Here is a 21,031-nt window from a genome sequence, read left to right on the forward strand (position 1 = left end):
CTTGGGTGACCCGTCGACCTGACCACTCGCTGGTCATCGGCGGTCCTGGTTGACGTAGTAGTGGTGGCCGGGGCGGTGGTGTGGCGGGGCGATGCAGACGAAGGTGGTCGAGCCGAGTGTCTGCGTGTGGCCGCAGTCGGGGGCGAGCTGGTGAACGGCTCTCATCGGTGCTGCTCCTCGCATGGGTTGTTGGCACAGCCGGGCAGCACGAGGCACCGGGCTGTTGATGCTGGGTCGAGCCAGCCACGGCGACGTGCCACAGCGATGGCGTCGGTGACTTGGTTGACCGACAGGCACAGCTCACGGCCGGCCTGTCCGGTGGCCATGCGGGCGTGGCCGTGCTGGTCGGCGTGGACCCAGGCCAGGCAGCCGAGACGGTGCCAGTGCTCGAGGTCGACGTTCTCGGATTGGACGCGCATCTGGGCGCGCACCGTGACGGTGCTGCTGAGCACGATGGTCGTCATGATGCCCGCCTGTTCTCACGGCGGTTGGGTCCGCCAGACGGTGGGTTCCCTAGTAGGTCGGACACCCGTGTGTCCGACTGAGAATCCAGAGATGGCGCAGCCACGCGGTTTCCGAATTTCTCAACCGGACACTTCTGGTCATTCTCAACAGGCTGTAATCCGTCCGGTTGAAACTCATTGTCATCAGGACACCCGTGTGTCCGGCTGACCGGATCGGGCATGAGTCCCTGGTAGACCGAGCGGGCGTTCTTCTGCCCGCGCGAGATCCGGTCGAGGAGCCGCGTCTCGTAGTTGCGGCGCGCCTTCTCGGGATCAGGCTCAGGCTTCTCGCCCACGGCCTCGCGGAAGCGTCCGCCGATGCGACGCTCTGACCTGTTGAGCTTGCGGGCCAACTGGTCATGGGAGACCGACACCTTGAGGTCGGTCGTCATGTTGTCGGCCAGCACGAGGAGGAGGACCCGGCACCCATCCGAGATGTGCGGGTGCTTGAGGACAGCGTTTCGCCACTTGTCGATGTCACGCTTCGGTCCACTCATGCCACCGCCCCGGTGTCGCCGGCACGGGCGCCGAGAACGAAGCGAGCCACGGCGTCGACCTCGGCGCCTCGGATGGTCAGCTCCAGCCGATCGGCGTGTCGGTTGATCCACCAGGCGGTGTCCTGATTCAGGTACGTCCGTTTGCCGATGTCGACGACGATTCGCACGCCGTCGGGGTGGTCGAGGATCGACAGGGCCTTGCGGTCCCGGGTCAACTCCTCGGCCGACGGCTCGGTCCGCAGGTCGATGTAGACCTCTCCTCGGATGCTCACCAGAGACCACGACCAGGGTCGGGCTGCTCGGGTTGGTGCGGCGGTCGTTGATCGGGTTCCGGTCGGGGTGACCTACCGCCGGTGATGACGATGTCGCAGTTCCTCGCCTCGGCGACCGCGATGACGTCCCTGGCGGTGTCCTCTTGGCAACTCCATCCCTTGCGGACGCTCGAATACGTCGGCGGGCGTCCCGTGACGGCCTGCACCATGTCGCGGCTGCCGTAGCCGCGCACCAGGCTCGAGTAGCCGTCCAGCACGACCGTGATCGTGGGACGGCGGCTCACAGCTTGGCCCCGTACTCCGCTCGGGCCTTCTGGAGGTGGTCAAGCGTGATGGCCCAGACGTTCTCACCGGCGAATCCCCATGCCCGCATGGCAACGAAGCGCTGACCGTAGTCGCTGAGGTCGTCGAAGATCTCGGGGAACTCGTCGGCCAGTCGGCGCTTGGGCGACGCCTTGCGCGCCTTGTCAGCGTTGGCGATCGCCTTGTTGGCGGTGGGATCGCTCTGGTTGAACTTGCGCGCCATCAGCTCGCGCTCTCGAACTGGGCGTCGATCCACGCCTGCACGTCGGCCTCGCGGTAGACGACGCGGCGGCCGAGCTTGCCTGCCCGCGGTCCGATCTTGTTCTGGCGCCAGTAGCGAAGTGTGTTGATCGGAACGCCGGTCCGCGCCGCGACCTCGTCCATCCGCAGAAGCTCATCCATGGTGACCGTCTCTCCTCGTTGGTGACTGTGGTTCAACGGTGCTTGCCGTGACGTGTCATAGCAACTACAGTCCGTTGCAGGATGAAACGAGGAGGCCCAGGTGCCGAAGGCGAATCCACCCCGGACCATCAGGTCCGAGACGAATCTGGCGAGCCGCATGGCCGTCGAGCGCTCCGAGCGTGGCCAGAGCTACGAAGTGCTCGCGCGCCTCATGTCGGAAGCGGGCTGCCCGATTCAGGGGTCCGCGCTTTACCGCATTGAGAAGGGAGACCCGCCACGAAAGGTCGCAGTCGACGAACTGATCGCCCTGTCCAAGGTTTGGGACCTCCCGATCGAAGACCTGCTGATGCCGCCCGAACTTCGTGACCAGCGGCGGGCGCAGGCTCTCGTGGGTGAGCTGGTATCGGCCTACGTTGACCTGAATGTGGTGATCGAGCGGCTCTTCGATCTCGAACTGGCCTTGCTAGAAACTGACGAAGACTCATTCGAGTACGTGGTTCGACAGCGACAAGCCAAACTCATGGCGCGGCCTGACCGCCCAACGTTGCAGGGCACTTGGTCCGAGAAGCCGTTCCTCGTGCCCCTGGCTATGGACTTTCTGGATCTTCTCGACATTGCGGTCGACAAGCAGGCGGCATGGTTGGAACGGATGGAGTCGGCGGTGTACGACGAGAACGGGACTCCTCGCGACCCTGAGACAGGCGAGATGATTTCGATCCTGCTTTCGCTCACGGACGACGAGGAGGCCAAGGATGGCTAGCGTCAAGAAGCGCCCCGACGGCAAGTGGCGCGCCCGTTACCGGGACACGGCCGGCAAGGAGCACGCCCGTCACTTCGATCGCAAGGTCGACGGGCAGGCGTGGCTCGACCAGCAGACGGCGAAGTTGGTCACGGGCAGCCACGTCGCGCCGAGGACGGCGAAGACGACCGTGGGGGAGTGGTGCGAGACGTGGCTCGAGGGCTACGGCGGCAATCGCTCATCGACCGTGCGTCAGGCCGAGGTCCACCTAGCGCGCATCAAGGTGACGTTCGGGCACCTGCGGCTCGACGGCGTGCGCCCCTCGCACGTCAAGACGTGGTGCGCTCAGCTCGCCGCCGAGGGGCTCGCGGACTCCTACATCTACGCGCTGCACGCTCGGCTCTCGCAGGTCTACTCCGATGCCGTACATGACGGGCTCGTGGCCAAGTCGCCGTGCTCTAGCCGGACCTCGCCGCCAATGGGCAAGCAACGCGCCTACGTCGCGACCACGGACCAGGTCTGGGCGCTCCACGACGCGATGCCCGAGCATCTGCGAGCGGCGATCCTGCTGGGTGCCTTCTCCGGGCTGCGGCTCGCCGAGGCGTGCGGGCTGCGTGTCGCCGACGTCGACTTCATGCGCGGTGTCGTGACACCGGCGGTGCAGTATCCGGCCGAGCCGTTGAAGTCGGAGACGTCGCAGACGGCCATCCCGATCGGTCAGGCCCTCGCGCTGGAGTTGTCGGCCCACGTCGCCGAATGGTCGGCCGACGGCGGCACCGTGCTGGTCGACACCTGGGGCAACCAGCTCGCCCCGTGGACCCTCGAGCGCGCCATGCGCACGGCCAGGGCCAAGGTGCCCGGTCTGTCGCCGGACTTCCGCTACCACGACCTGCGGCACTGGTTCGCGTCGTTCCTGATCGCCAGCGGCGCCGACGTCAAGGTCGTGCAGGCAAGGCTCAGGCACGCGAGCGCCAAGACGACGCTCGACACCTACGGGCACCTGTGGCCGGACTCTGACGACAGCACACGAGCCGCCATCGACAGCGCGATGACGGCTCGTGCGGACTATCTGCGGACTGCGGGGGGTGCCTGATGGCTCCGTCGCAGGTCAGCGGGGGTGTGTCCTCTAGATGTCGTAGTAGTGACCGACTGACCCGGCCTGACCTGCGCAAACGCTGTCGGTCAGGGCGCTGGGTACGCTTTGGGTACGCTCGCCGTCGCGCTCCAAGCGAGCTGCTCGGGGTCCCAGATCGCGGAATCACCCGCGGTGGCGAGGGCGGGATCGACGAACCGGGCGGCCAGGTCTGCAGCCGCCGTGGCCGTGTAGGTCTGGGCAGACGGAACGCCCTTCGCGGTGTTCGGGTAGGTGCGGTGCCAGGTGTCGGGGATGGTGAACGCGGCGAACGGGGCCATGCCGCTGAGCGCCTGCTTGGTAGCGATCGCGACCCGCAGTTCGCCCAGGTCTACCGACTGGGTCTGAGCGAGCACGACGAGGTCGACCAGGTCCTTGACCCGGCTGCTGCGTCGCCCGCCCGGATAGTCGGTTCTCATGGTCGCGCAGACCTTGTCAGCGATCTGATCCACGACCGGGAACAGCCGGTAGGGGTGGGTGACGAGCTGACGCTTGAGGTGCATACGGTTGGCCGGTTCGACGTACTCGGGTGTGCCGATGGGCGCCGGACCCACGACGACGTCCACGGTGACCGTGTCGATCTGCGCGCCGGTGTCGACGTCGAGGCAGGCATAGATGAAACGGCGCGTGGCCAGACCGGGTTGGTTCTCACCTGCGCCGGTCGGCAGCGACCGCGTCAGACGGAACGTCAGGTGATCGCTCAGCTCGACGGCAACCAGCGCGGACAGCTGCCGTTCGGCCTCGTCGAGGTCAGCCGCTCCGCGTGCTGCGAGATCAACGTCCTTGGTGGTCCGCGAGCGCGGGACCCGGGCCAGCATGCTCAGGCCGCCCTTGAGCATCCACTCGGTGGCCTCGCCCTCGGCGAAAACGCGGGACAGGAACCGGTCGTAGCGGGCTTGGCGGATCTGCGCGTCCACGGTGGCCGCGCTGACGCCGGCACCGGCTTCGCGCGCGGCCTTCTTCGCGGCGTCCTTGATCGCCAGCTCCACGGCGCGCCAGTCGCCATACCCCTGAGCGTCACCCATGGAGAGCCGCCTCTGCGTTGGGAGCCAGGATTTCGTTCAGCGAGTCGAGCAGGACGCCTGCATCGTCCCGGAGGCGGGCCGGGGCTGCAGCCAGGTCGGCCCGCAGCTGCCGCGGATCGGTGATCTTGCCGAACCGGGTGGCCTCGCGCAGGGCGTCGTCGACCAGAGAGGTGTCTGTGCCGAGGTCGAGCAGGTCGGTGATGGTGCGTTCGACCGTGAGCGTGGGCAGCCCGTTGACGGAGATGGTGTCGGCGGGAGTGAGCGGGCGGATGCGCAGGCGTACGTCGGACAGGCGCGTGGTCTTGCGGGAGCCGACGATGAAGTCGATGCCGTCGAGGAAGAAGTCTCCGATCTCGTGCACCACGGCGGCCGTGACCCCGGCCGCGGCCAGGGCGGGTGCGCCGGTCTCGGTCGGCTGGGAGGTCGCGCCGCCCAGCGCCAGCCAAGTCGCGTAGACGCTCTCGTGATCCTGCGGGGGAGTGCCGGCCATCCGGTAGACGCCCTGGGCCAGGCGTTCGAGCACCCCGCTCGCGGTCATTCGCACCAGCTGCTTGCGTGACACCCCGACCGCCTCGGCCTGGGCGGTGGTGAACATGCCCCAGCGACGTTCGGCCAGGATACCGAGCCGGGACACCGTCGAATCACTCACGACATCGATTGTACCCACTTCGGGGAACAAATGCTGTAGTGGCAACCCGGAGCCGACGGACGATCTAGTCATCGTTCGCTTCGCTCTCTGCCGCAGTGTCGTCGCTGTCGTGCCCGAAGACTGCGTCGATCGTCTTGCGGGTCCGCTCGTTCGAGGTCGGCAGCAGGTGGGTGTAAGTGCGCAGGGTGAAGCCCGGGTCGCTGTGGCCCAAGTGCTCGCTGAGCGCCTTGATCGATTCCCCGCCGTCGAGGAGCGTGCTCGCGTAGAAGTGCCGCAGTGCATGGCATCCGTTCTCACGCTTTGACTCGATGCCCGCCTTCTCCAGCGCGGGTCGCCAAATCCGGGTGTTGAAGTAGTTGCGATTCAGTGCGCCGCGTTCGCGGGTGGTGAGCAGCAGGGAGACTGTACGCTCGGCGCCGTCGAGCCGGTCCCACGCCATGGTGACGTCCCGCGGAGGGAACTTGGTCATGTGCACGTTGATGGCTTCGAGAACAGAGTCGGGGAGCGGGACAGTGCGGGTCTTGCGCCCCTTGGGGAGTCCGAAGAGGAGCTTGTTGCCGGAGCGGATCTTGACCTGGCGGACCACACGCACCTCGGCGTTCTCGATGTCGATGTCGTCAGGGGAGAGGCCGAAGATCTCTCCTTGCCGCAGTCCGAGTCCTGCTCCGAGATGCGCCACCAGCCGATACTTCTCGGTGAGCGCTTCGCGCACGTCGTCGACCTGCTCGACCGTCCAGGGCACCATCTTGCGCGGTTCGGTCTTGGGGCGTCGGACCGATGGAGCCTTGCACGGGTTCTTCTGAATCAGGTTGTCGTCGACCGCCGCGGTGAACACCGTGGACACATTGGCGTAGAGCACCTTGCGATACGTCGGCGCAAGCTCGGACAGACCGCGAAGCCAGTTCTGGATCGTGGACGGCTTGACCTCAGCCAGCAACTTCGGGCCCAGCGTCGGATAGGCATGCAAGCGCAGCCGAAGTTCGACGGCCTCGTGGGTTCCTTCGTCGAACGTCTGCGCAGCGAGCCACCCGACGGCGTACTCCTTGAAGCTGATCTTGCCGGCGTCGGGATCGTAGTAATGGCCACGGACGATGTCCGCCGAGATCTCGGCCGCAAACCGATCGGCATCGACCTTGCGGGGGAACGTCTTCGCGCGTGCTCGACCATCGGGATCACGCCAGCGCACCCGGTAATTGACGACCCGCTTGCCCTTGGCTCCCGTCCGCGCTCGCCGCTCAACCCACGCCATGACTCACTCCTGCATGGGCTTCAAGCCAGACCCGGACGTCGCCGGGGTCGTATCGCAGGAACCGGCCTACTCGGAAGGCAACGGGGCCGGTGCCCTTGTGGCGCCACTGATAGAGCGTTGCGACGGGGACGCCGAGGAAGTCTGCGACCTCCTCGACGGTCATCAACCTGTCGCTGACGGGGAGGTGCATGCCTTCGTGGCTGTGGTCAGAGGCTTCGCTCATGGTGGATCGATCCTTCCTGCGTGGGTCCATTGACCGAGCGCACGAACGCCGCCCGTTCTGTGGCTGAAGTGGGAAATACAGGCCTGCGTGGCTCCGGTGCGCGAAGTCGCCGGTCGACGGTCACCAGGAGGCGCGCCTTGGTGGGGACGTCGAGGGGTACGTGTCGTGCACGCTGTTCCTTGACCGCGCCCGGGGCGGACTTGTCGATGCGCGGGATGGTGACGCGCAGGAGGTAGCTGCGGTCGTTCGCGCCAGCACGGGTGATCGCAGCGATGCGTCGGTCGATGTGCGTGAACAACGCATCAAGCTGGCGGAGTTGGTTGCCGCTGACGGTGTCGGCCGGAGAGAGGTTGTTCATGCGGGCAGCGGCGAGAGCGCCGTCGGCTGCTGCGAAGCCGTTGCCGACCAGCCCGCGGAGGTTCCGGGACTGATCGATGAGTTGGCGATAGGTCTCGTGTCGGTGGTCCCACTTCGCTGCGATCTGCTCGCGGTTCGGGCTCTGGTAGCAGAGCTCCACGGCACCCCGGCTGACGATTCGTTGGGAGTCGAAGATGAGTCGAAGGCTGTAGGCGTCGGGTTGGTGGCGCAGATGGACGAGCAGGTTGTTCTGCGCCTGCAGCACACCATCGAGTCCGGGGAGTGCGGGTCCGTCGACAAGTTGGACCGGGGGACGCCAGCCGCGCTGGTCGACGCTGTAGTCGGGTTTGTCGTAGCCGGCGTGGGCGGCGCATACTACGGCTGCCCGGCCCAGACCGTCTGCCTCGGTGATCGGTTCCCAGCCAGGGACTGCAGCGGTGTAGTGGCGGTCGAGTCCGGTGAGTGCGCGGGCGACCTCGGAGGCGTCCTTCAGAACGGTCATGGCCTGGTGCTCGGTGAGGTTGCCGTAGTCCAGCCCGGCAGGGAAGTCGTGCTCGCCGAGAGCGGCTGCTTTCGCCGCCCGCCGCCACAGGTCCACGACGTGATTGGGGTGTGGCGTGGTGAGCTGATCCAGGCCCGGGAGGGGAGCGGTGTATGCGGTGCGGGCCTGGTCGAGTCGGTGCCGGAGTTCCTCGGCCGGGCCACGGCTGCGAGGGGTCGCTCCGCCGAAGTCACCATCAGGGTTCGACGCTCGGACGGCTTGCTGGCACCACAGGGTGAGGCTGGTTCGAAAGGACGCGATCAGGACGACATCTTCGGGTGTGAGCGTGTCGAGACCTTGCTTGTTACGGGTGAGCTGCAGGAGCGTGGCGAGTTCACCGCGCAGTGCCGCCGTGTTGTCGCCGTACATCAGAACCCACTGGCCTCGGGGTTCGGGTTGTCGCGGTCGCGGGCGACGTCGAGCATGTCGAGGAGCAGTTCGACCTGGAGTTTGTCGACGCCGTGGTCGGCGAGTTCTTTGACGGCGCTGACGGCGACGGCGTGCAGGATGGCTCGGTCGTCGGTGAGCCCGTGGGTGTCGAGGGCGGGGACGTCGTCGCCGTGGATCAGGTCGAGGTAGAGAAGTGCGTGTTCGTACTCGACCGAGCCGTCGAACGTGGCTGCCTCATCGGCCAGGGCTGCGATGTAGGAGCGGGCCTCGGCCAGAGTGACCGCGTGAGCGAGAAGCATGAGGGTGTCCCTTCGTTGAAGATCAGGTGCGCGCAACGCCACCGTCGGCCCGAGGACTGACTCCGGGACGGGCTGCTTCGCTGGGCTGTGGACAGCGGCTGGTTGTCCACAGACCGAGTGATCAGGGTCAGGAGGCGTGGCGTTCGAGGTCGGCTTCGATCTGGCGGCGTGCGGTGACGTCTTCCATCACGAACTGCACGAAGTCGGCGTCCCGGTCGGTGACCGAGGCTTCGGCAGTGGGAAGTGCGGCGGGTTCGCCGGGCCAGGTGGTCTGGCGGGTGGGTCGGTCGCGGTCCAGTCGGGTGCCGCAGGCGGCGACCCAGTCCCGCAGCCGGTGCCGGGTTTCGGCGAAGTCGCGATGCCATGCCAGCGGTGACGAGGGGGAGGCGTCGGAGCTGTAGGAGTTCAGCCAGTGCAGGTGCAGGGCGGACAGTTCCCAGACGAGTTCGTCGTGGCGGTGCCACATCGGCGGGACCTCGTTCGGCGCGAGGCCGTAGGTGCCGCGCAGCCAATGCACCCACGCGTTGAGGTCGAGCCACTCGGTCTCGGCCTCATCAGCGGTCAGGGTGTTCCAGTTGATCGGCCCCAGGGGCTCAGCCAGCGACGCCGACTCGAACGATCCCGGCCACTCCTTCTCGGTCCCGTTGTCGGCAGTGTCGTTCGCTCCGAAGTTCTGCCAAGTGTCGAAGACCGGATGCCGTTCCACATCGAGGACCGACGGTTCCGCGCCGGTCCGTTCGGGAGTCTCGTCGGTCATGATCAGATCCCGACAGCGGTCGAGGACGGCTCGACCGTGCGCTGGGCGTCCCTGCCAGACTCCGGCCTGGCGGCGCGTTCAGCAGCGGGGCGTTCGACGCTGTAGCGGGTGCGGGCGGTGTCGTGTCCGATTCGGCGGGCCACGAACTCCTCACGCTGGACGGTTTCGCCCTCGCGGTCGAACTCGTACTCGTGGACGTAGCCCGACGCCACGAACTGGTCACCGGCACGGAACCGGGCGTAGGCGCGCTCGGCCGCAGCCTTGAACATCACCATCTCGCAGAACTGCGGGTGGAGCTTGGTGAACGAACCGTCGGGCTCCTTGCGCCACTGCTCGACACCGACCCGGGCGCGGAACCTGGCGACGTCGCTCTTGCCGTACGTCAGCTCCGGTGCGGTGGCGATGAAGCCGTGCAGGCTCACCTGGGTGGGGATCGTCATCATCGACTCCTGACCTCACGCGACGCCGTGATCGGCGATCGCTCTCAGGAGTCAGGTGCGCGTGCAGTCCCCACGCGAGAAACGCGCTCAACGGTTCCAGCAGATGCGCTCGGATGTCTTCCGGGCCAGAAGGAAACACGAGCCTGCTGGACAGAACTGTCGGCACTCTCAGGCATGCTCTTCTTGGAGTCGCAGCGCGTTCTGGTCGGCGCGACCCCCGGTCGACGCCCAGACAAGGAGGAGTTCGGTGCCCGAGAGTCGCCACAAGTATCTCTATGAGCGCCTGGGCGACCAGGGCTTCCAGCTCTTGGTCAACGCACTTCTTATCGCGCAATTTCCTGACTACCGACCACTACCTGTTCGCCAGTCGGACCGAGGACGCGACGGCATACGTAGGTCGGATGACGAAAGCTTGATCTACCAAGTCAAGTGGTCGGTCAGCGGCAGCGAGAAAAAGTCCGTCTCATGGTTAACGAACGCCATCAAGACAGAAGACAAGAACATCAAGGCGCTCGTCGCCGAAGGGGCGAAGCAGTACGTCCTGGTCACCAATGTTGCAAGCACGGGCGGCAAACGAGGCTCGTTCGATGCGCTCGATCGGGAGCTTCAGGCCCTGAGCAAAACCTATGGCGTTGAGATGCAGTGCATGTGGAGGGAGACAGTTGACTCGCTCGTCGACAATGCCGACGACGCGGTCAAGTGGTCGCACGCTGACATGCTGGCCGGTTGGGATCTGATCAGCTACCTCATCGACCGCCGGTTCAAGGCCGATCGGGACAGTGGGCTCCGCGAGCTGTTACATAAGGTCGCTGCTACTCAGTGGGATGAAGACGACACCGTCAAATTTAGCCAAGTCGACATTGAGAGGGAGCGCGTCGCGGATCTGTTCGTTGACGTGACCGCTGAGCGTATCCGCGGCCCGCTTGCCAGCAAGAACGATCACCAGGTTGAGCCGTTCGTCGGCGGCGCGGCCGCCTACCTTCTGCGCGACAAGACACCGTTCACCTTGATCCGGGGAGCACCGGGGCAAGGAAAGTCGACGTTGAGCCAGTACGTGTGCCAGGCCCATCGGGCTGCGTTCGTCCAGGGCACTGACCGGAAGGAGGCGCTCCCGCGCGTCAAGACACCTCGATTCCCCATCCGTTTCGATCTCAGCGACTACGCGGTCTGGACGAGAGGTGTCGATGTCTTCGAGACGTCAGAGACCACCCCGAGACGGACCAAGAGCCGATCAGCCGCCCAAAGCACGATCGAGTGCTTCTTGGCGGACCTGTTGAGCCACGCGAGCGGTGGCTTGCCTGTTACTGCGGAGGACGTCCAGACGTTGCTTCAGCGCGTGCCCTCCCTCATCGTGCTCGACGGTCTCGATGAGGTCGGCAGCCCGACGATCCGGGCCAAGGTGGTTCGGGCCATCGACAGCTTTACGAGCCGAGCTCGGTCGTATCACGTGCCGCCAAAGATCGTGGTGACCACCCGGCCAAGCGCCGGTGAGCTCCCGGAACCGTCGCCCGACCGGTTCGAGGTGCTGATGCTGGCCCCTCTCGATACCGGCCAGCGGAACGAGTACCTCAACAAGTGGTGTCTGGTGCATGGCATCCGGGCCGCAGATGGCCGAACCCTCCGGAAGACGTTCAAGCAGAAGAGCGCCGAGCCGTACATCGGGGAGTTGTCCAGCAATCCGATGCAGTTGACGATCCTGCTCGAACTGCTGCACCAGCAGGGTATGGCGACGCCGACGCAGCGCACTGAACTCTATGACTCGTACATGAGTCTGTTGCTGGCTCGTGAGGCCAACAAGCATCCCCAGTCGGTGAAGAAGCATCGCACCGACTTGATGGAAATCATCCCCTTCCTCGGCTGGTACCTACAGTCTCGCAGCGAAGAGCGGGGGCTCGGCGGTCGGATGACGAGCCAGGAACTGGACGCGGCGATGCGCCACTTCCAGCGAACCTACGAGAAGCCAGAGTCTGTTGTCGACGAGCTCTTTGAGGCAACCACCGACCGCCTTTGGGCGCTCACAAGTAAGGAAGAAGGGGTCTACGAGTTCGAAGTGGTCTCGCTTCGGGAGTACTTCGCCGCTCGGTTCCTATACAAGTTCGCTGGAGAGGGCGACCGCGACTTCGATAGTGCGATCGTGTTTCGCGAACTGTTGCGTCGCCCGTACTGGCTGAACACCGCCCGGTTTTACAGCGGCAACGCCCACGGTAAGGAGATTTACGCCCTGACCGCGGGTATCCGTGAGGAACTCGCTGAGAACCCCAGCAAGCATGTCCATGTCGCCATCTGGACGCTGCTCACTGACGGAGTCTTCACAAGTCGCCCGAGCGAAGCCACCGCGATCATCGACCTGCTGCTGAGCGATCCGGGCATCGACCACCTTCTCAGCGCTCTGGAGCGCAAGGAGATTCGTCCACTGCCAGACCTACCTTCGTCGTTCGATCGCAACCCGACCTGGGCGAGGCTGACCGCGGCGATCGCGGCGAGGCCGGGTGACCCCGAGAACCGCCAGCGGGTGCGTGTGCTGCGCGAGTTGATGTCCCTGCGCACTCCCTTCGGGAAGTGGTGGGCCGGGCAGCTCACCACGGCTGTCGGGACGGCGACGGAACGCTCCTGGCTCGAACTCGGTGCGGCATGCGAGGTGGCGGCCGGCCTGACTCTTGATTTCCCGAGCATCGATCTCACCCACGGCGGCGCTGAACTGCTACTCAACACCGGCGTCGCCCCACCGGAAGGCAGCGCTCTAGAGAAGGCTCTTCTGCAAGCAGTTCTCGACGGCGAGTGCCCGTGCGTCACCTCGATCCGGTCGCAGCCAGCACAGATCGCCGCGGCTTTCTCCCCCTCTGCCTTTAGGACAACCTCTCACGTCGGCTTTGCAGGCCAGGAGGAGACAGCTAACCGTCGACGGACGGATGCCATCGCCGCACTCCGCAGAAGCGGATCGCCGTTCGCGAAAGCAGCTGCAGCACGCCGCTTCAAGGCGGGCGAACGGGGCACCACCTACCCCTGGGCCAATGCCGCGACGCTCCTGTTCAACGAGGCCGGACGCTGCTGGCTAGCCTCGGAGATCGCGATCATCGGCGGCGCGGCACCACACCGATCCGGCCACACCACTACATCCGGCCCGACTGCCTTCGGCACGAACAGCCACCCCGCAACGATGCTTGCGCAAGGTCGCGCCAACGCGAAGTCAACTGAGTGGTGGCGACAGCAACTCAACCAGACCACCGATGACCTCTCGAAGGCGGAGTGGACGCTCGCCCTGTGGGCGATGGCATCGGGCGAGGTACTCAGCAACATCTTCACCGAATGGGAAGCCATGCTGGATGCGTTACCTCCCGTCCGCCGATCCGTCGTTCAGTCGGCTGCGCTCCGACTCGGCACGTGGGGGTTCCTCGCGCCGCGGAGGGTTCGGACGACGCCCAGGTCCGAGGATGCGCGCGCGCTGCTCGATGCCCGTGATGGCACGGTTGGAGCCCCGGATCCCGATGACCCGCAATCACCGCGCCGATCGGCACGCTGGCCGGCGCCGGGAGGTCGGCCTGCTCGCGGTCCGTCCGCTCCTGCGAGCGCGCCGCGATCGAATGCCCTGCTCGCGGTGGCGAAGCAGGAAAAGTGGTTCCTAGTCGACAAGGCCCCCACATACCAGTAGGAGGCGATGTCCGGGCCACCGTCATAGCCGGTGACCTCACCATGAGGAGCTCTCGCCTGTTTCGTCCAGCCCTGCCCCTTAACCTGACCTGCATGGCGTACTGGCAACACACTCCCGAAGGCCTCGCCGATCGGCTGGGCGAGATCGCGGACCTGTTCGTCGCCAGCCGCAATGCCTTCTTTGATTCGGCAGACCGCTTTCACTGGAACCCTGCCCCGGAGTCCCCAGCAGCACAGTCGGCGGCCGAGCTCCCATCACCTGACCTCGCAGTCTCCACGCCACGAGGAGAGACTGGGCACCGGCTTGTCGCTGAGGTCGTTCAGACCTACCTTCTTACTGCAAGCGGTCATCTCGGGGGACTCGCGAGCCTCTACGGGAGTGGGGAGGTCATCTTCTCAGCACCAGCGCTCATCCGCTCAACGATTGAGAACTGCGCACATGCGGTGTGGGTCCTGGGCGAAGACACTGACGACTCGCCCGAGAACCGCCTTGCCCGCGCCTATCTGGAAGAACTAGTGAGCGCGGAAGAAGCGAAGAAGAATGCCGGCCGGATGCGCGACAAGGCACACCCGAGTTACGTCTCAGCCAACAGGTACTACAAAGCCCTCAAGGCGGAGATTCTCGAACGCTTTCCCGGCACGACGCCTGCGAGCCTGGGTGGCTCACCTCGGACGTTGATCGGGCAGTCCCTACCCAACCTGGAGGCTGCCGTGGAGTGGATGTATGAACTGACCAAGATCTACGGCGGAACGATCGACGGCCGAACGGCGACTGGCATCTACGGGTATCTGTCCAACATGACTCATCCGACTCTCTACCCCGCACGGCAGCGACGGGAGTGGACTTCAGACCCAGCGACTGGTCACCCTGTGGCCCATCTTCGGGTCGATCTGGGCTCCGCCGAAAACGAAGCGAGGGCAGCACTCGCTGCGTTTTACAACGCCCTGACCTACACGACGTCCTACTTCGGCTGGCCCACGACAGTCGTCGATGCCCTGACTACGACCATCGAGGATTCGATGCCAACCTTCTTTGTGTGAACGTTCCGCGGCAGGGAATCACCAGCACGCTGGGGTTGCCAGTTCCGGCCTCGACTGGTCCTGTTCTAACGCCATTGAGGTTCGCGCCTTTTGGAGGGATCTCCGTCGGATTGTTCTTGTCGTCCCGCTCGATTCATTGACCAAGCGCGCTCTCAGTCGCCGCACGATCCGCTCGCATCTGTGAAGCATCACTGCGATCGGTCCAGGGCCGGAGATCGGTCACCAGTGGTGACGAGCTTCTCAGGAGGACCAGCGCAGTACCAAACGGGAGTGTCCTGATCGCTTCGGGTGGCAGAACCGCTACGCGGCGGGTGGAGCGTTGCAGGGAGCGGGAGCCATAGTCGCCGACGGAGATGGTGTCGGTCTTCTCGTCGCGTTCGCCGATGAGGGCGGAGAGGTCTTGAAGGTCGCGGGCGGAGGAGGTGCCGCCGAGAATGATCTTGGCGATGGAGGCGTCCCAGATGGCTCCGGCTGCGTGGTCGCCCCACTTGTCGCGTGCTTGGGAGAGGGACTGGAGGACGGGCATGGTGGTGATGCCGGTGCCACCACCTTCGGCCATGAGAACAGGCAGAGACGGAAGCGGGGACAGGTTGCCGATCTCATCGAGCGCCAGCAGCAGGGGCGGGTCGAGGCGGGCTCCGGCAGATGCGGCTGCGAGACGGCGGGCGGTTTCGACGAGGTCTTCGATGAATGCCACAACCAGGGACCAGGAGGCGCCAGCGCCAGCTCCGGTTGCGAGTAGGTAGAGGGTGCCGTTGCCGGTGAGGAACTCGACGGGGTCGAAATGCTCGCCGAGGCGTGGGGTGACCGCGTCGAGGACGCGGGGATCGGCGAGGCAGGACAGGGCGAGGGAGACACCCATCCAGATGGAGTCCCGCGTTCGGGCGTCTGAGTGGATCATCGATTCGAGTGATTCGCCCCAGCCGGCCGCCGCGCTTGGGTGGGAGGCGAGGATCGCGACGGCGTCGCTGGCCGATGATGGGGACAGGGTCCAGGCGAATAGTTCGGCCGGGGTGCGGTGGTCGAGCGCCGCAGCATGGAGCAGAGATTGCAGGGCAGTGCGGGTCTTGCCTTCCCAGAAGCCGCCGGATTCGACGCCACCGGCCGACAGCCCGGTGGCGGAGGCGAGGCCGGTGGCGCGGATCATCGCGGTTAGTGGGTCTTCGCATCCCCGTACGGGGGACCAGCGCAGCCCGGAGGGAAGTCCTGCGGCGAGCCGTTGCGGGTCGAACACTGCGACGGGCCCGACCTTCTGGCGGGCGGTGATGGTTGCGGCGATGTTGTCGGGTCGGGTTGCGGTGGTCACGACTGCGCCAGGGGCGTCGAGGATGGCGTTGATGACGACGTGCAGGCCCTTGCCTGAGCGCGGTGGTCCGAGGAGCAGGATCGAGTCCTCGACCGAGGCCCAGACCTCCATGCCGCGGGATCGTCCGAGCAGGTAGCCGACGTCGCTGGCTCGGGCGTTGGTGAGGCTGGGTCGCAGGGTCTTGCTCCGTGCGAGTAGCGCCTTCTTGGATGCCACGGTGGCGACGTCTGTGCGGGTCGCGACACCTACCAGTCGACGCGGGTCGTGCTGGGTCTTGTGGTGTAGCGAGTCGACCTTTCGCCAGACCACGAACCCGGTCGTGAGCAGAGCGGCGACGAGTACGGAGAGGACGGGCCAGTAGACCCAGGGTGAGATGTTGGCTCCGAGAACGCTGCCTGGGTCGGCGGGGTCGCCGAGCACTCGGAAACCTGCAGCCCAGCCGGCGGTGGGCTGTTCAGTTCGGCTCGCCCAAGCGGTGAGTGCTGCGGCGCCGCGCAGGAGCGCTGCAACCGCGCTGGCGACTCCGATGGCGATGAGTGCGAGGTTGACGAGGGTGTCGTCGACCGGACGTCCAGCGGTGTTCACGAGGCCTCACGTCCCGATGTCTGGGCATCGTCCTGGTTCGGTCTGGTGGCCCCGGACTGTTCGCCGACGAGCACGACGTCTCCGGCGGTCCGGTCGAGTAGCGCCACTGGAAGGTGCAGGTCGAGCGTGCCGTCGGAGTTGCTGGTGGCACGGTGAACCACGATCGCGACCACGACTTCCTCGCCGGGTTGGAAGCCTCCTCCGGTCAGAGCGCCTGCCCGCACGCTCACTATCGGCCTTTCGTCGCGGGCACTGCGTTTGTGGCTGACCGGCTCCGACGTGGGCTTCGGCGCAGCGGTCGGCGACGGGGTGTGGAAGTCGGTGAAGACCTTGCCGTCGGGTTCGTGGATTTCGACGCGTAGCGCTGATCCGCGTTCGTTGGCGATGCGGTCCAGGAGTGGCCGGAGTTCGCCGCGCGTGAACGCCGAGGTTTCATCGGAGAGCGGTTCGTCATCGATGGTGACGCTCAAGGATCCGGTGTCGTCAACAGTGACACGGACCAGCGGCAGGACGACGGGGATCCGTGGCCGCGACGTGGAGCGGCGGTAGGCGGTGGCCGGGTTCAGGAGACTCATAGTCCGACCACCTGCGGTTCGGCAACCTGCTGCTGGTGGCGCTCGGGCGCAGCTCGGCTAGCGGTAGCGGTGCGGTCGAGCCCCGGGGGATCGCCATTGCCGACCTGTGCGGTGTCGAGTTGGTCGAGGACGCGGACGGCGGTGGTGCGGACCCGTTCGGCGGTGGACTGGATGACCTCGACCGGTTCGCTGCCGGGAACGCTGCTGGCCCAGCTCGACACATACGGGATTGTGTAGGCGCTGGTGTCGAGGCCGTGGGCAGCACCGATCATCAGGGCTACGGACTCGGCTTCGACTTCGGCGATGCCGCGGTGCAGCACCGCGTCTCGAGTGGCGGTTTCGTCGCCGCTGCGAGCTTCGGGGGAGTGGAGCATGACGTGGCCGAGTTCGTGGGCGAGTGTCTTGACCTGGGCTGCTTCGTCCATGTCGCTGCGGACGCAGACCTCGTGGGTGGAGAAGTCGGTGATGCCGTTCGCGCCACCGATCGCGTCGGCGTCGGGAACCTGCTTGAGGGTGAACCCGTGGGCTTCGACTTGGGCGGCGAGTCCCTCCCAGAGCCCCAATGGTGCTTGCCCGGACAGCAAGGTGGGTGCCGGTGGTTCGGGGACCGGGTCACCGTCGGTCTGGGTCACGTCCCACACGTACGCCGGCCGCAGCCCGACCAGCTTGGTGCGGGTTGTCTCGCCGGGTTGGGGTCGTTCGCCGCGGCCCAGGCGCCGCCATGACTCGGCACTGTTGGGGGTGCGGGAGGCGAACCGAGCGGTGACGGGAGCGAGGATCCCGTAGCCGGACTGTCCCTTCATCACCTGTCGGCCCAAGGTCTGCCACTGCTTGAACCCGGCGACGTACGTCGGGGTCGACGATGGGACGCGTCCGGACTGGAAGGCTGCGTAGTGCTGCAGGTAGATCAGCATCGTGTTGTTGAACAAGGATGCTGAATGGCATCCGATGCACGATTCAGGGGCTCGTAACCAGCCCGCCCCTTGGCATCGCGGAACCACTGCGATCGGCGCTTGAGCGCAGTTCCCTGGCGCTCTGACGCACAGACAGACCGGCACCGCCGCACGCGTCTTGCATCTGATGAATGATATCGTCTTCTGGTGTCGTCGAGTCGGTTCGGGGAAGTCGGGCAGAAGTGGCCGTCGGGGCCCGCGGTTGGGGGTTCGGCAGAGCGGCTGCTGGGCGCTGGCGTGGTGTTGCTGGCTCCGGAGGAGACGGTGATGGAAGCGATGCTGTCGGGTTGGGAGACGCAGCAGCGCTCCAGAATGCTCGCAGGCCGAACGATCGAGCGTCGGTCGCAGATCGTGCGACGGTTCGTGGAGTTCACGAACGACTATCCGTGGCGATGGGGACCGGCTGATGTCGAGGAGTGGACCGCGAGCTTGGTGGGCACGGGGATCGCGCATTCGACGATCCGGAACTATCAAATGGCGACCTCGCTGTTCTGTGGGTATCTCGCTGATGCCCGGTACCGGTGGCACGAGGTCTGCGACCGGTACTTTGGTGAATATCCGGTGCAGGTCTTCCACGAGTGGAACACCGTTGTTCACCGAGGTGAGTATGAGGGTCGACCGGGCAATCGTCCGTTGTCGCGAGACGAGTTGCAGGCGTTCTTCGACTATTGCGACGCTCGCGTCAGTCAAGTAGGCGCCTCGGGGCGTAAAGGCTGGTTGGCGGCGTTCCGCGACGCGACGGTATTCAAGGTCATTTACGCATGGGGGCTGCGCCGCCGGGAGGCGTCGATGTTGGAGGTCGTGGACTGGTCGGCCAACGCCGCTGCCGGCGAGTTCGGCCGCTATGGGGCACTGTCGGTCCGCTACGGCAAAGCGCTCAAGGGCGGACCACCTCGGCGTCGGACGGTGCTGACCACGATGGGTTGGGCCGCTGAGTCCGTGGCCGAATGGGTCGAGGAGCTCCGGCCGCTCTACGCGGCCACGGGCACCGCTATGTGGCCGACCGAGCGGCGCGCTCGGGTCAGCGTGGACGCGCTTTCGCACCGGTTCGCTGAATATCGCGATGCGATCGGCCTGGACCGGAGTCTGGGTCCGCATTGTCTGCGGCATTCCTATGCCTCGCATTTGTTGGAAGATGGCTTCGACCACCTGTTCGTTCAGCAACAGCTCGGTCACTCGTGGGGGTCGACGACCGCGATCTACACCAGCGTCGGTACGGACTACAAGAACAAGGCGCTGCGCCGCGCCCTGGACCGAGCTTTTCAGCCAGACGTCGACTGAGATCGCCAGGAGGATCACGATGCCCCGAACGTCAAGACCACGACTGGGATACGCGTGGCATCTGCGAAGGCTGATGGCCGAGCGAGGAATGTACGCCACCACTGAGCTGCGTCCGCTGCTGACCGAACGTGGCATCGAGCTATCAGAGGCCCAGATATACCGGATGGTGACCGGCACCCCGGAGCGGTTGAGCCTACGCATGTTGGTGGCGTTGTGTGACATCCTCGCCGTTACTCCCAACGACCTGATCGAGCCCGTCGCCGAGACCGCCGCGACCCGTGCGACCGGCACGAACGGGGCCAAGCCGGCGAAGGTCTCAGCGACGTCAAAGGCGCGCACCCCGCGGCGCGCCGAGATTACTCCCAAGAAGTGACGCCCCCTTCGTGCGAGCTGTGTGAGCGCCCGCCGATGTCGGGGCGCGGACTCTGCTCGCGTTGCAGCAAAGGCGTCGGCCGTGAACGCGGCCACTGCCGTGAATGCGGCAAAACCGATCGGCTGCTCGATGCTCACCGTCGTTGCCGTTGGTGTCGTGACAAGGCCCGTAGCCGCTGCCCGGATTGTGAAGCCACCGGGACCGCGCTGGTCAGCATCAATGGTGTCCGGGTCTGTGATCGTTGTGCGCTGCGACGCCGCCTCGACCACATCTTGCCTGCCGATCGATTCGGGCCGTTGCATCTGTTGCGGGACGTCATCGTGCGTGCCGAACCATTGACGGCGAGGCGGTGGCTGAACCGGTCCGAAGAACTGCTGCGCGACCTCGACACCGGACGCATACCGCTGACTCACGAGAGCCTCGACGACCTGCCCCAACGCAAGGCCATCGAGCACCTGCGCTCCTTGTTGATCGCCGCGGACATCCTCGGGCCCGACCCGGGGCGTGCGCTGCGGCACTTGGAGAACGCGATCCCCGACCTGCTCGCCCCACTCGCGCCTGAGCACCGCAGACTGGCCAGCAGGTGGGCAACTTGGGCCGTATTGCCGCGCTTGCGAGCGCTGAATGACGACAGACGACTCGCTACAGCGGTGATCAACTCGCGCCGCAAGATCGGACAAACCGCCAATTTCCTCGCTGGCCTTGAGGATGATGGCCGCGTCTTGCCCGACTGCACTCAGCACGACATCGACATGTGGTTCGCAGGCCCCGGCGCCGCTCGCTGGTCGGTCGGACCGTTCCTGACCTGGGCTCGCCGCCGCGGGCATCTGCCTCGAAGCATCAGCCTGCCTCCGGCCTACAAGGGAACTCCCGAAGCACCGGCCGAAGCCGACGAGCGCTGGCAGATCGCCCAACGTCTGGTCCGCGACGATGAACTCGACCCCGTCGATCGCATCGCCGGCGCACTGATCGTGCTCTACGCCCAACCACTCGCGCGCATCGTCACGCTGACGACCGAGGACGTGATTGTTACCCCAGCCGGCACGCGTCTCAAACTCGGCGATGACGCCCTCGAACTGCCCGAACCGTTCGCCGCGACCATTCAGCAACTGCCCCACCGAAGACGCGCCAGTACCGTCGAGCAGCTGCCCACTCGCTGGCTGTTCACCGGAGGCCATGCTGACAAGCCACTCTCGGTCAACGCGCTTGCTGTTCGAATGCGTGCCATCGGCATCCAGCCCCGCCGCCACCGCATTGCAGCGGCCGAGCAACTCGTCCGAGAGATCCCGCCAGCCATGCTCGCTGGCGTTCTCGGTCTCACAATCGGGTCCATCAACCGCCACACCACCACCGCGAAAGGCCAATGGGCGACCTACGCCGCCGACCGCCAAGGCTGATCGAACGACGTGCGACAACGTGTTCATAACGCTCAGGTGTGCTCGAGCGTCCTCGCTCGGTCCAGCTCACCACCGACGGGCGCGTCGCGTCGCT

General features: G+C 65.8%; 24 protein-coding genes. 7 read left to right on the forward strand and 17 right to left on the reverse strand.

Features of this window, described 5'->3' with window-relative positions; all coding sequences use genetic code 11:
• Positions 1-33 precede the first annotated feature (33 nt).
• The 6 genes from Q1K33_RS01410 to Q1K33_RS01435 all read right to left on the reverse strand — a co-directional run bounded on the left by Q1K33_RS01410 (position 34) and on the right by Q1K33_RS01435 (position 1,977).
• Entirely contained in the window at positions 34-165 is a 132-nt protein-coding gene (locus Q1K33_RS01410) for a hypothetical protein (protein WP_300399893.1), read from the reverse strand.
• The gene (locus tag Q1K33_RS01415; RefSeq protein ID WP_300399894.1) at positions 162-464 is read right to left on the reverse strand and encodes a hypothetical protein; all 303 of its coding nucleotides are present in this window, start codon (positions 462-464) and stop codon (positions 162-164) included. The genes Q1K33_RS01410 and Q1K33_RS01415 overlap by 4 nt, the downstream gene beginning before the upstream one ends.
• Complete coding sequence (locus Q1K33_RS01420; RefSeq protein WP_300399895.1) at positions 461-1,000, reverse strand: hypothetical protein; 540 nt, start codon at positions 998-1,000, stop codon at positions 461-463. The genes Q1K33_RS01415 and Q1K33_RS01420 overlap by 4 nt, the downstream gene beginning before the upstream one ends.
• Complete coding sequence (locus Q1K33_RS01425; protein ID WP_300399896.1) at positions 997-1,272, reverse strand: hypothetical protein; 276 nt, start codon at positions 1,270-1,272, stop codon at positions 997-999. The genes Q1K33_RS01420 and Q1K33_RS01425 overlap by 4 nt, the downstream gene beginning before the upstream one ends.
• Before the next feature lie 280 nt (positions 1,273-1,552).
• Positions 1,553-1,798: a hypothetical protein gene (locus Q1K33_RS01430; protein ID WP_300399897.1), complete on the reverse strand. Its 246-nt coding sequence runs from the start codon at positions 1,796-1,798 to the stop codon at positions 1,553-1,555.
• Entirely contained in the window at positions 1,798-1,977 is a 180-nt protein-coding gene (locus tag Q1K33_RS01435) for a helix-turn-helix domain-containing protein (RefSeq protein WP_300399898.1), read from the reverse strand. The genes Q1K33_RS01430 and Q1K33_RS01435 overlap by 1 nt, the downstream gene beginning before the upstream one ends.
• Positions 1,978-2,077: 100 nt before the next feature.
• Here Q1K33_RS01435 and Q1K33_RS01440 point away from each other — a divergent pair, with 100 nt between their 5' ends.
• Together Q1K33_RS01440 and Q1K33_RS01445 are read left to right on the forward strand one after the other, a co-directional pair.
• Positions 2,078-2,737, forward strand: a complete 660-nt coding sequence (locus Q1K33_RS01440) for a hypothetical protein (protein ID WP_300399899.1) — start codon at positions 2,078-2,080, stop codon at positions 2,735-2,737.
• Positions 2,730-3,809 carry a site-specific integrase gene (locus tag Q1K33_RS01445; protein ID WP_300399900.1) on the forward strand — a complete coding sequence of 360 codons (1,080 nt, stop codon included), beginning with the start codon at positions 2,730-2,732 and terminating at the stop codon, positions 3,807-3,809. The genes Q1K33_RS01440 and Q1K33_RS01445 overlap by 8 nt, the downstream gene beginning before the upstream one ends.
• Positions 3,810-3,898: 89 nt before the next feature.
• Here the strand turns inward: Q1K33_RS01445 and Q1K33_RS01450 are convergent, their stop codons facing one another.
• The 8 genes from Q1K33_RS01450 to Q1K33_RS01485 form a co-directional block, all read right to left on the reverse strand.
• Complete coding sequence (locus tag Q1K33_RS01450) at positions 3,899-4,873, reverse strand: nucleotidyl transferase AbiEii/AbiGii toxin family protein (protein ID WP_300399901.1); 975 nt, start codon at positions 4,871-4,873, stop codon at positions 3,899-3,901.
• The gene (locus Q1K33_RS01455) at positions 4,866-5,522 is read right to left on the reverse strand and encodes a type IV toxin-antitoxin system AbiEi family antitoxin domain-containing protein (RefSeq protein WP_300399902.1); all 657 of its coding nucleotides are present in this window, start codon (positions 5,520-5,522) and stop codon (positions 4,866-4,868) included. Before Q1K33_RS01455 ends, Q1K33_RS01450 begins: the two co-directional genes overlap by 8 nt.
• 64 nt (positions 5,523-5,586) lie before the next feature.
• A complete protein-coding gene (locus tag Q1K33_RS01460) occupies positions 5,587-6,771 on the reverse strand; it encodes a site-specific integrase (RefSeq protein WP_300399903.1) in 1,185 nt (394 codons plus the stop codon).
• Positions 6,758-6,994, reverse strand: coding sequence for a helix-turn-helix domain-containing protein (locus Q1K33_RS01465; RefSeq protein WP_300399904.1), 237 nt, complete (start codon positions 6,992-6,994; stop codon positions 6,758-6,760). Before Q1K33_RS01465 ends, Q1K33_RS01460 begins: the two co-directional genes overlap by 14 nt.
• Positions 6,978-8,261, reverse strand: coding sequence for a hypothetical protein (locus Q1K33_RS01470; RefSeq protein ID WP_300399905.1), 1,284 nt, complete (start codon positions 8,259-8,261; stop codon positions 6,978-6,980). The genes Q1K33_RS01465 and Q1K33_RS01470 overlap by 17 nt, the downstream gene beginning before the upstream one ends.
• Positions 8,261-8,581, reverse strand: coding sequence for a hypothetical protein (locus tag Q1K33_RS01475; protein WP_300399906.1), 321 nt, complete (start codon positions 8,579-8,581; stop codon positions 8,261-8,263). The genes Q1K33_RS01470 and Q1K33_RS01475 overlap by 1 nt, the downstream gene beginning before the upstream one ends.
• A 127-nt stretch (positions 8,582-8,708) precedes the next feature.
• Positions 8,709-9,338, reverse strand: coding sequence for a hypothetical protein (locus Q1K33_RS01480; RefSeq protein WP_300399907.1), 630 nt, complete (start codon positions 9,336-9,338; stop codon positions 8,709-8,711).
• 2 nt (positions 9,339-9,340) lie between these two features.
• Positions 9,341-9,778, reverse strand: a complete 438-nt coding sequence (locus Q1K33_RS01485; RefSeq protein WP_300399908.1) for a single-stranded DNA-binding protein — start codon at positions 9,776-9,778, stop codon at positions 9,341-9,343.
• A gap of 247 nt (positions 9,779-10,025) precedes the next feature.
• On the opposite strand from Q1K33_RS01485, the gene Q1K33_RS01490 reads away from it, so the two are divergent.
• On the forward strand, positions 10,026-13,427 hold the full coding sequence (locus Q1K33_RS01490; protein WP_300399909.1) for a hypothetical protein: 3,402 nt from the start codon (positions 10,026-10,028) through the stop codon (positions 13,425-13,427).
• 92 nt (positions 13,428-13,519) lie between these two features.
• A complete protein-coding gene (locus Q1K33_RS01495) occupies positions 13,520-14,467 on the forward strand; it encodes a hypothetical protein (protein ID WP_300399910.1) in 948 nt (315 codons plus the stop codon).
• 133 nt (positions 14,468-14,600) lie between these two features.
• Here Q1K33_RS01495 and Q1K33_RS01500 read toward each other — a convergent pair whose 3' ends face one another.
• Genes Q1K33_RS01500 through Q1K33_RS01510 form a run of 3 tightly spaced genes read right to left on the reverse strand, consistent with a single transcriptional unit; the run spans position 14,601 to position 17,565 of the window.
• Positions 14,601-16,358, reverse strand: a complete 1,758-nt coding sequence (locus Q1K33_RS01500) for a TraM recognition domain-containing protein (RefSeq protein WP_300399911.1) — start codon at positions 16,356-16,358, stop codon at positions 14,601-14,603.
• Entirely contained in the window at positions 16,355-16,933 is a 579-nt protein-coding gene (locus Q1K33_RS01505; protein WP_300399912.1) for a hypothetical protein, read from the reverse strand. Before Q1K33_RS01505 ends, Q1K33_RS01500 begins: the two co-directional genes overlap by 4 nt.
• Positions 16,930-17,565, reverse strand: coding sequence for an ImmA/IrrE family metallo-endopeptidase (locus Q1K33_RS01510; RefSeq protein ID WP_300399913.1), 636 nt, complete (start codon positions 17,563-17,565; stop codon positions 16,930-16,932). The genes Q1K33_RS01505 and Q1K33_RS01510 overlap by 4 nt, the downstream gene beginning before the upstream one ends.
• Before the next feature lie 588 nt (positions 17,566-18,153).
• Here Q1K33_RS01510 and Q1K33_RS01515 point away from each other — a divergent pair.
• From Q1K33_RS01515 to Q1K33_RS01525, 3 genes are read left to right on the forward strand one after another with little or no spacing between them, the layout of a single operon-like run.
• The gene (locus Q1K33_RS01515) at positions 18,154-19,167 is read left to right on the forward strand and encodes a tyrosine-type recombinase/integrase (protein WP_081692714.1); all 1,014 of its coding nucleotides are present in this window, start codon (positions 18,154-18,156) and stop codon (positions 19,165-19,167) included.
• A gap of 19 nt (positions 19,168-19,186) precedes the next feature.
• Positions 19,187-19,540: a helix-turn-helix transcriptional regulator gene (locus Q1K33_RS01520; RefSeq protein WP_023646701.1), complete on the forward strand. Its 354-nt coding sequence runs from the start codon at positions 19,187-19,189 to the stop codon at positions 19,538-19,540.
• A gap of 35 nt (positions 19,541-19,575) precedes the next feature.
• A complete protein-coding gene (locus Q1K33_RS01525; RefSeq protein ID WP_300399914.1) occupies positions 19,576-20,937 on the forward strand; it encodes a hypothetical protein in 1,362 nt (453 codons plus the stop codon).
• Positions 20,938-21,031: the final 94 nt, after the last annotated feature.

Origin of the sequence: Nocardioides sp., from assembly GCF_029937575.1 — a bacterium.
GTDB lineage: Bacteria > Actinomycetota > Actinomycetes > Propionibacteriales > Nocardioidaceae > Nocardioides.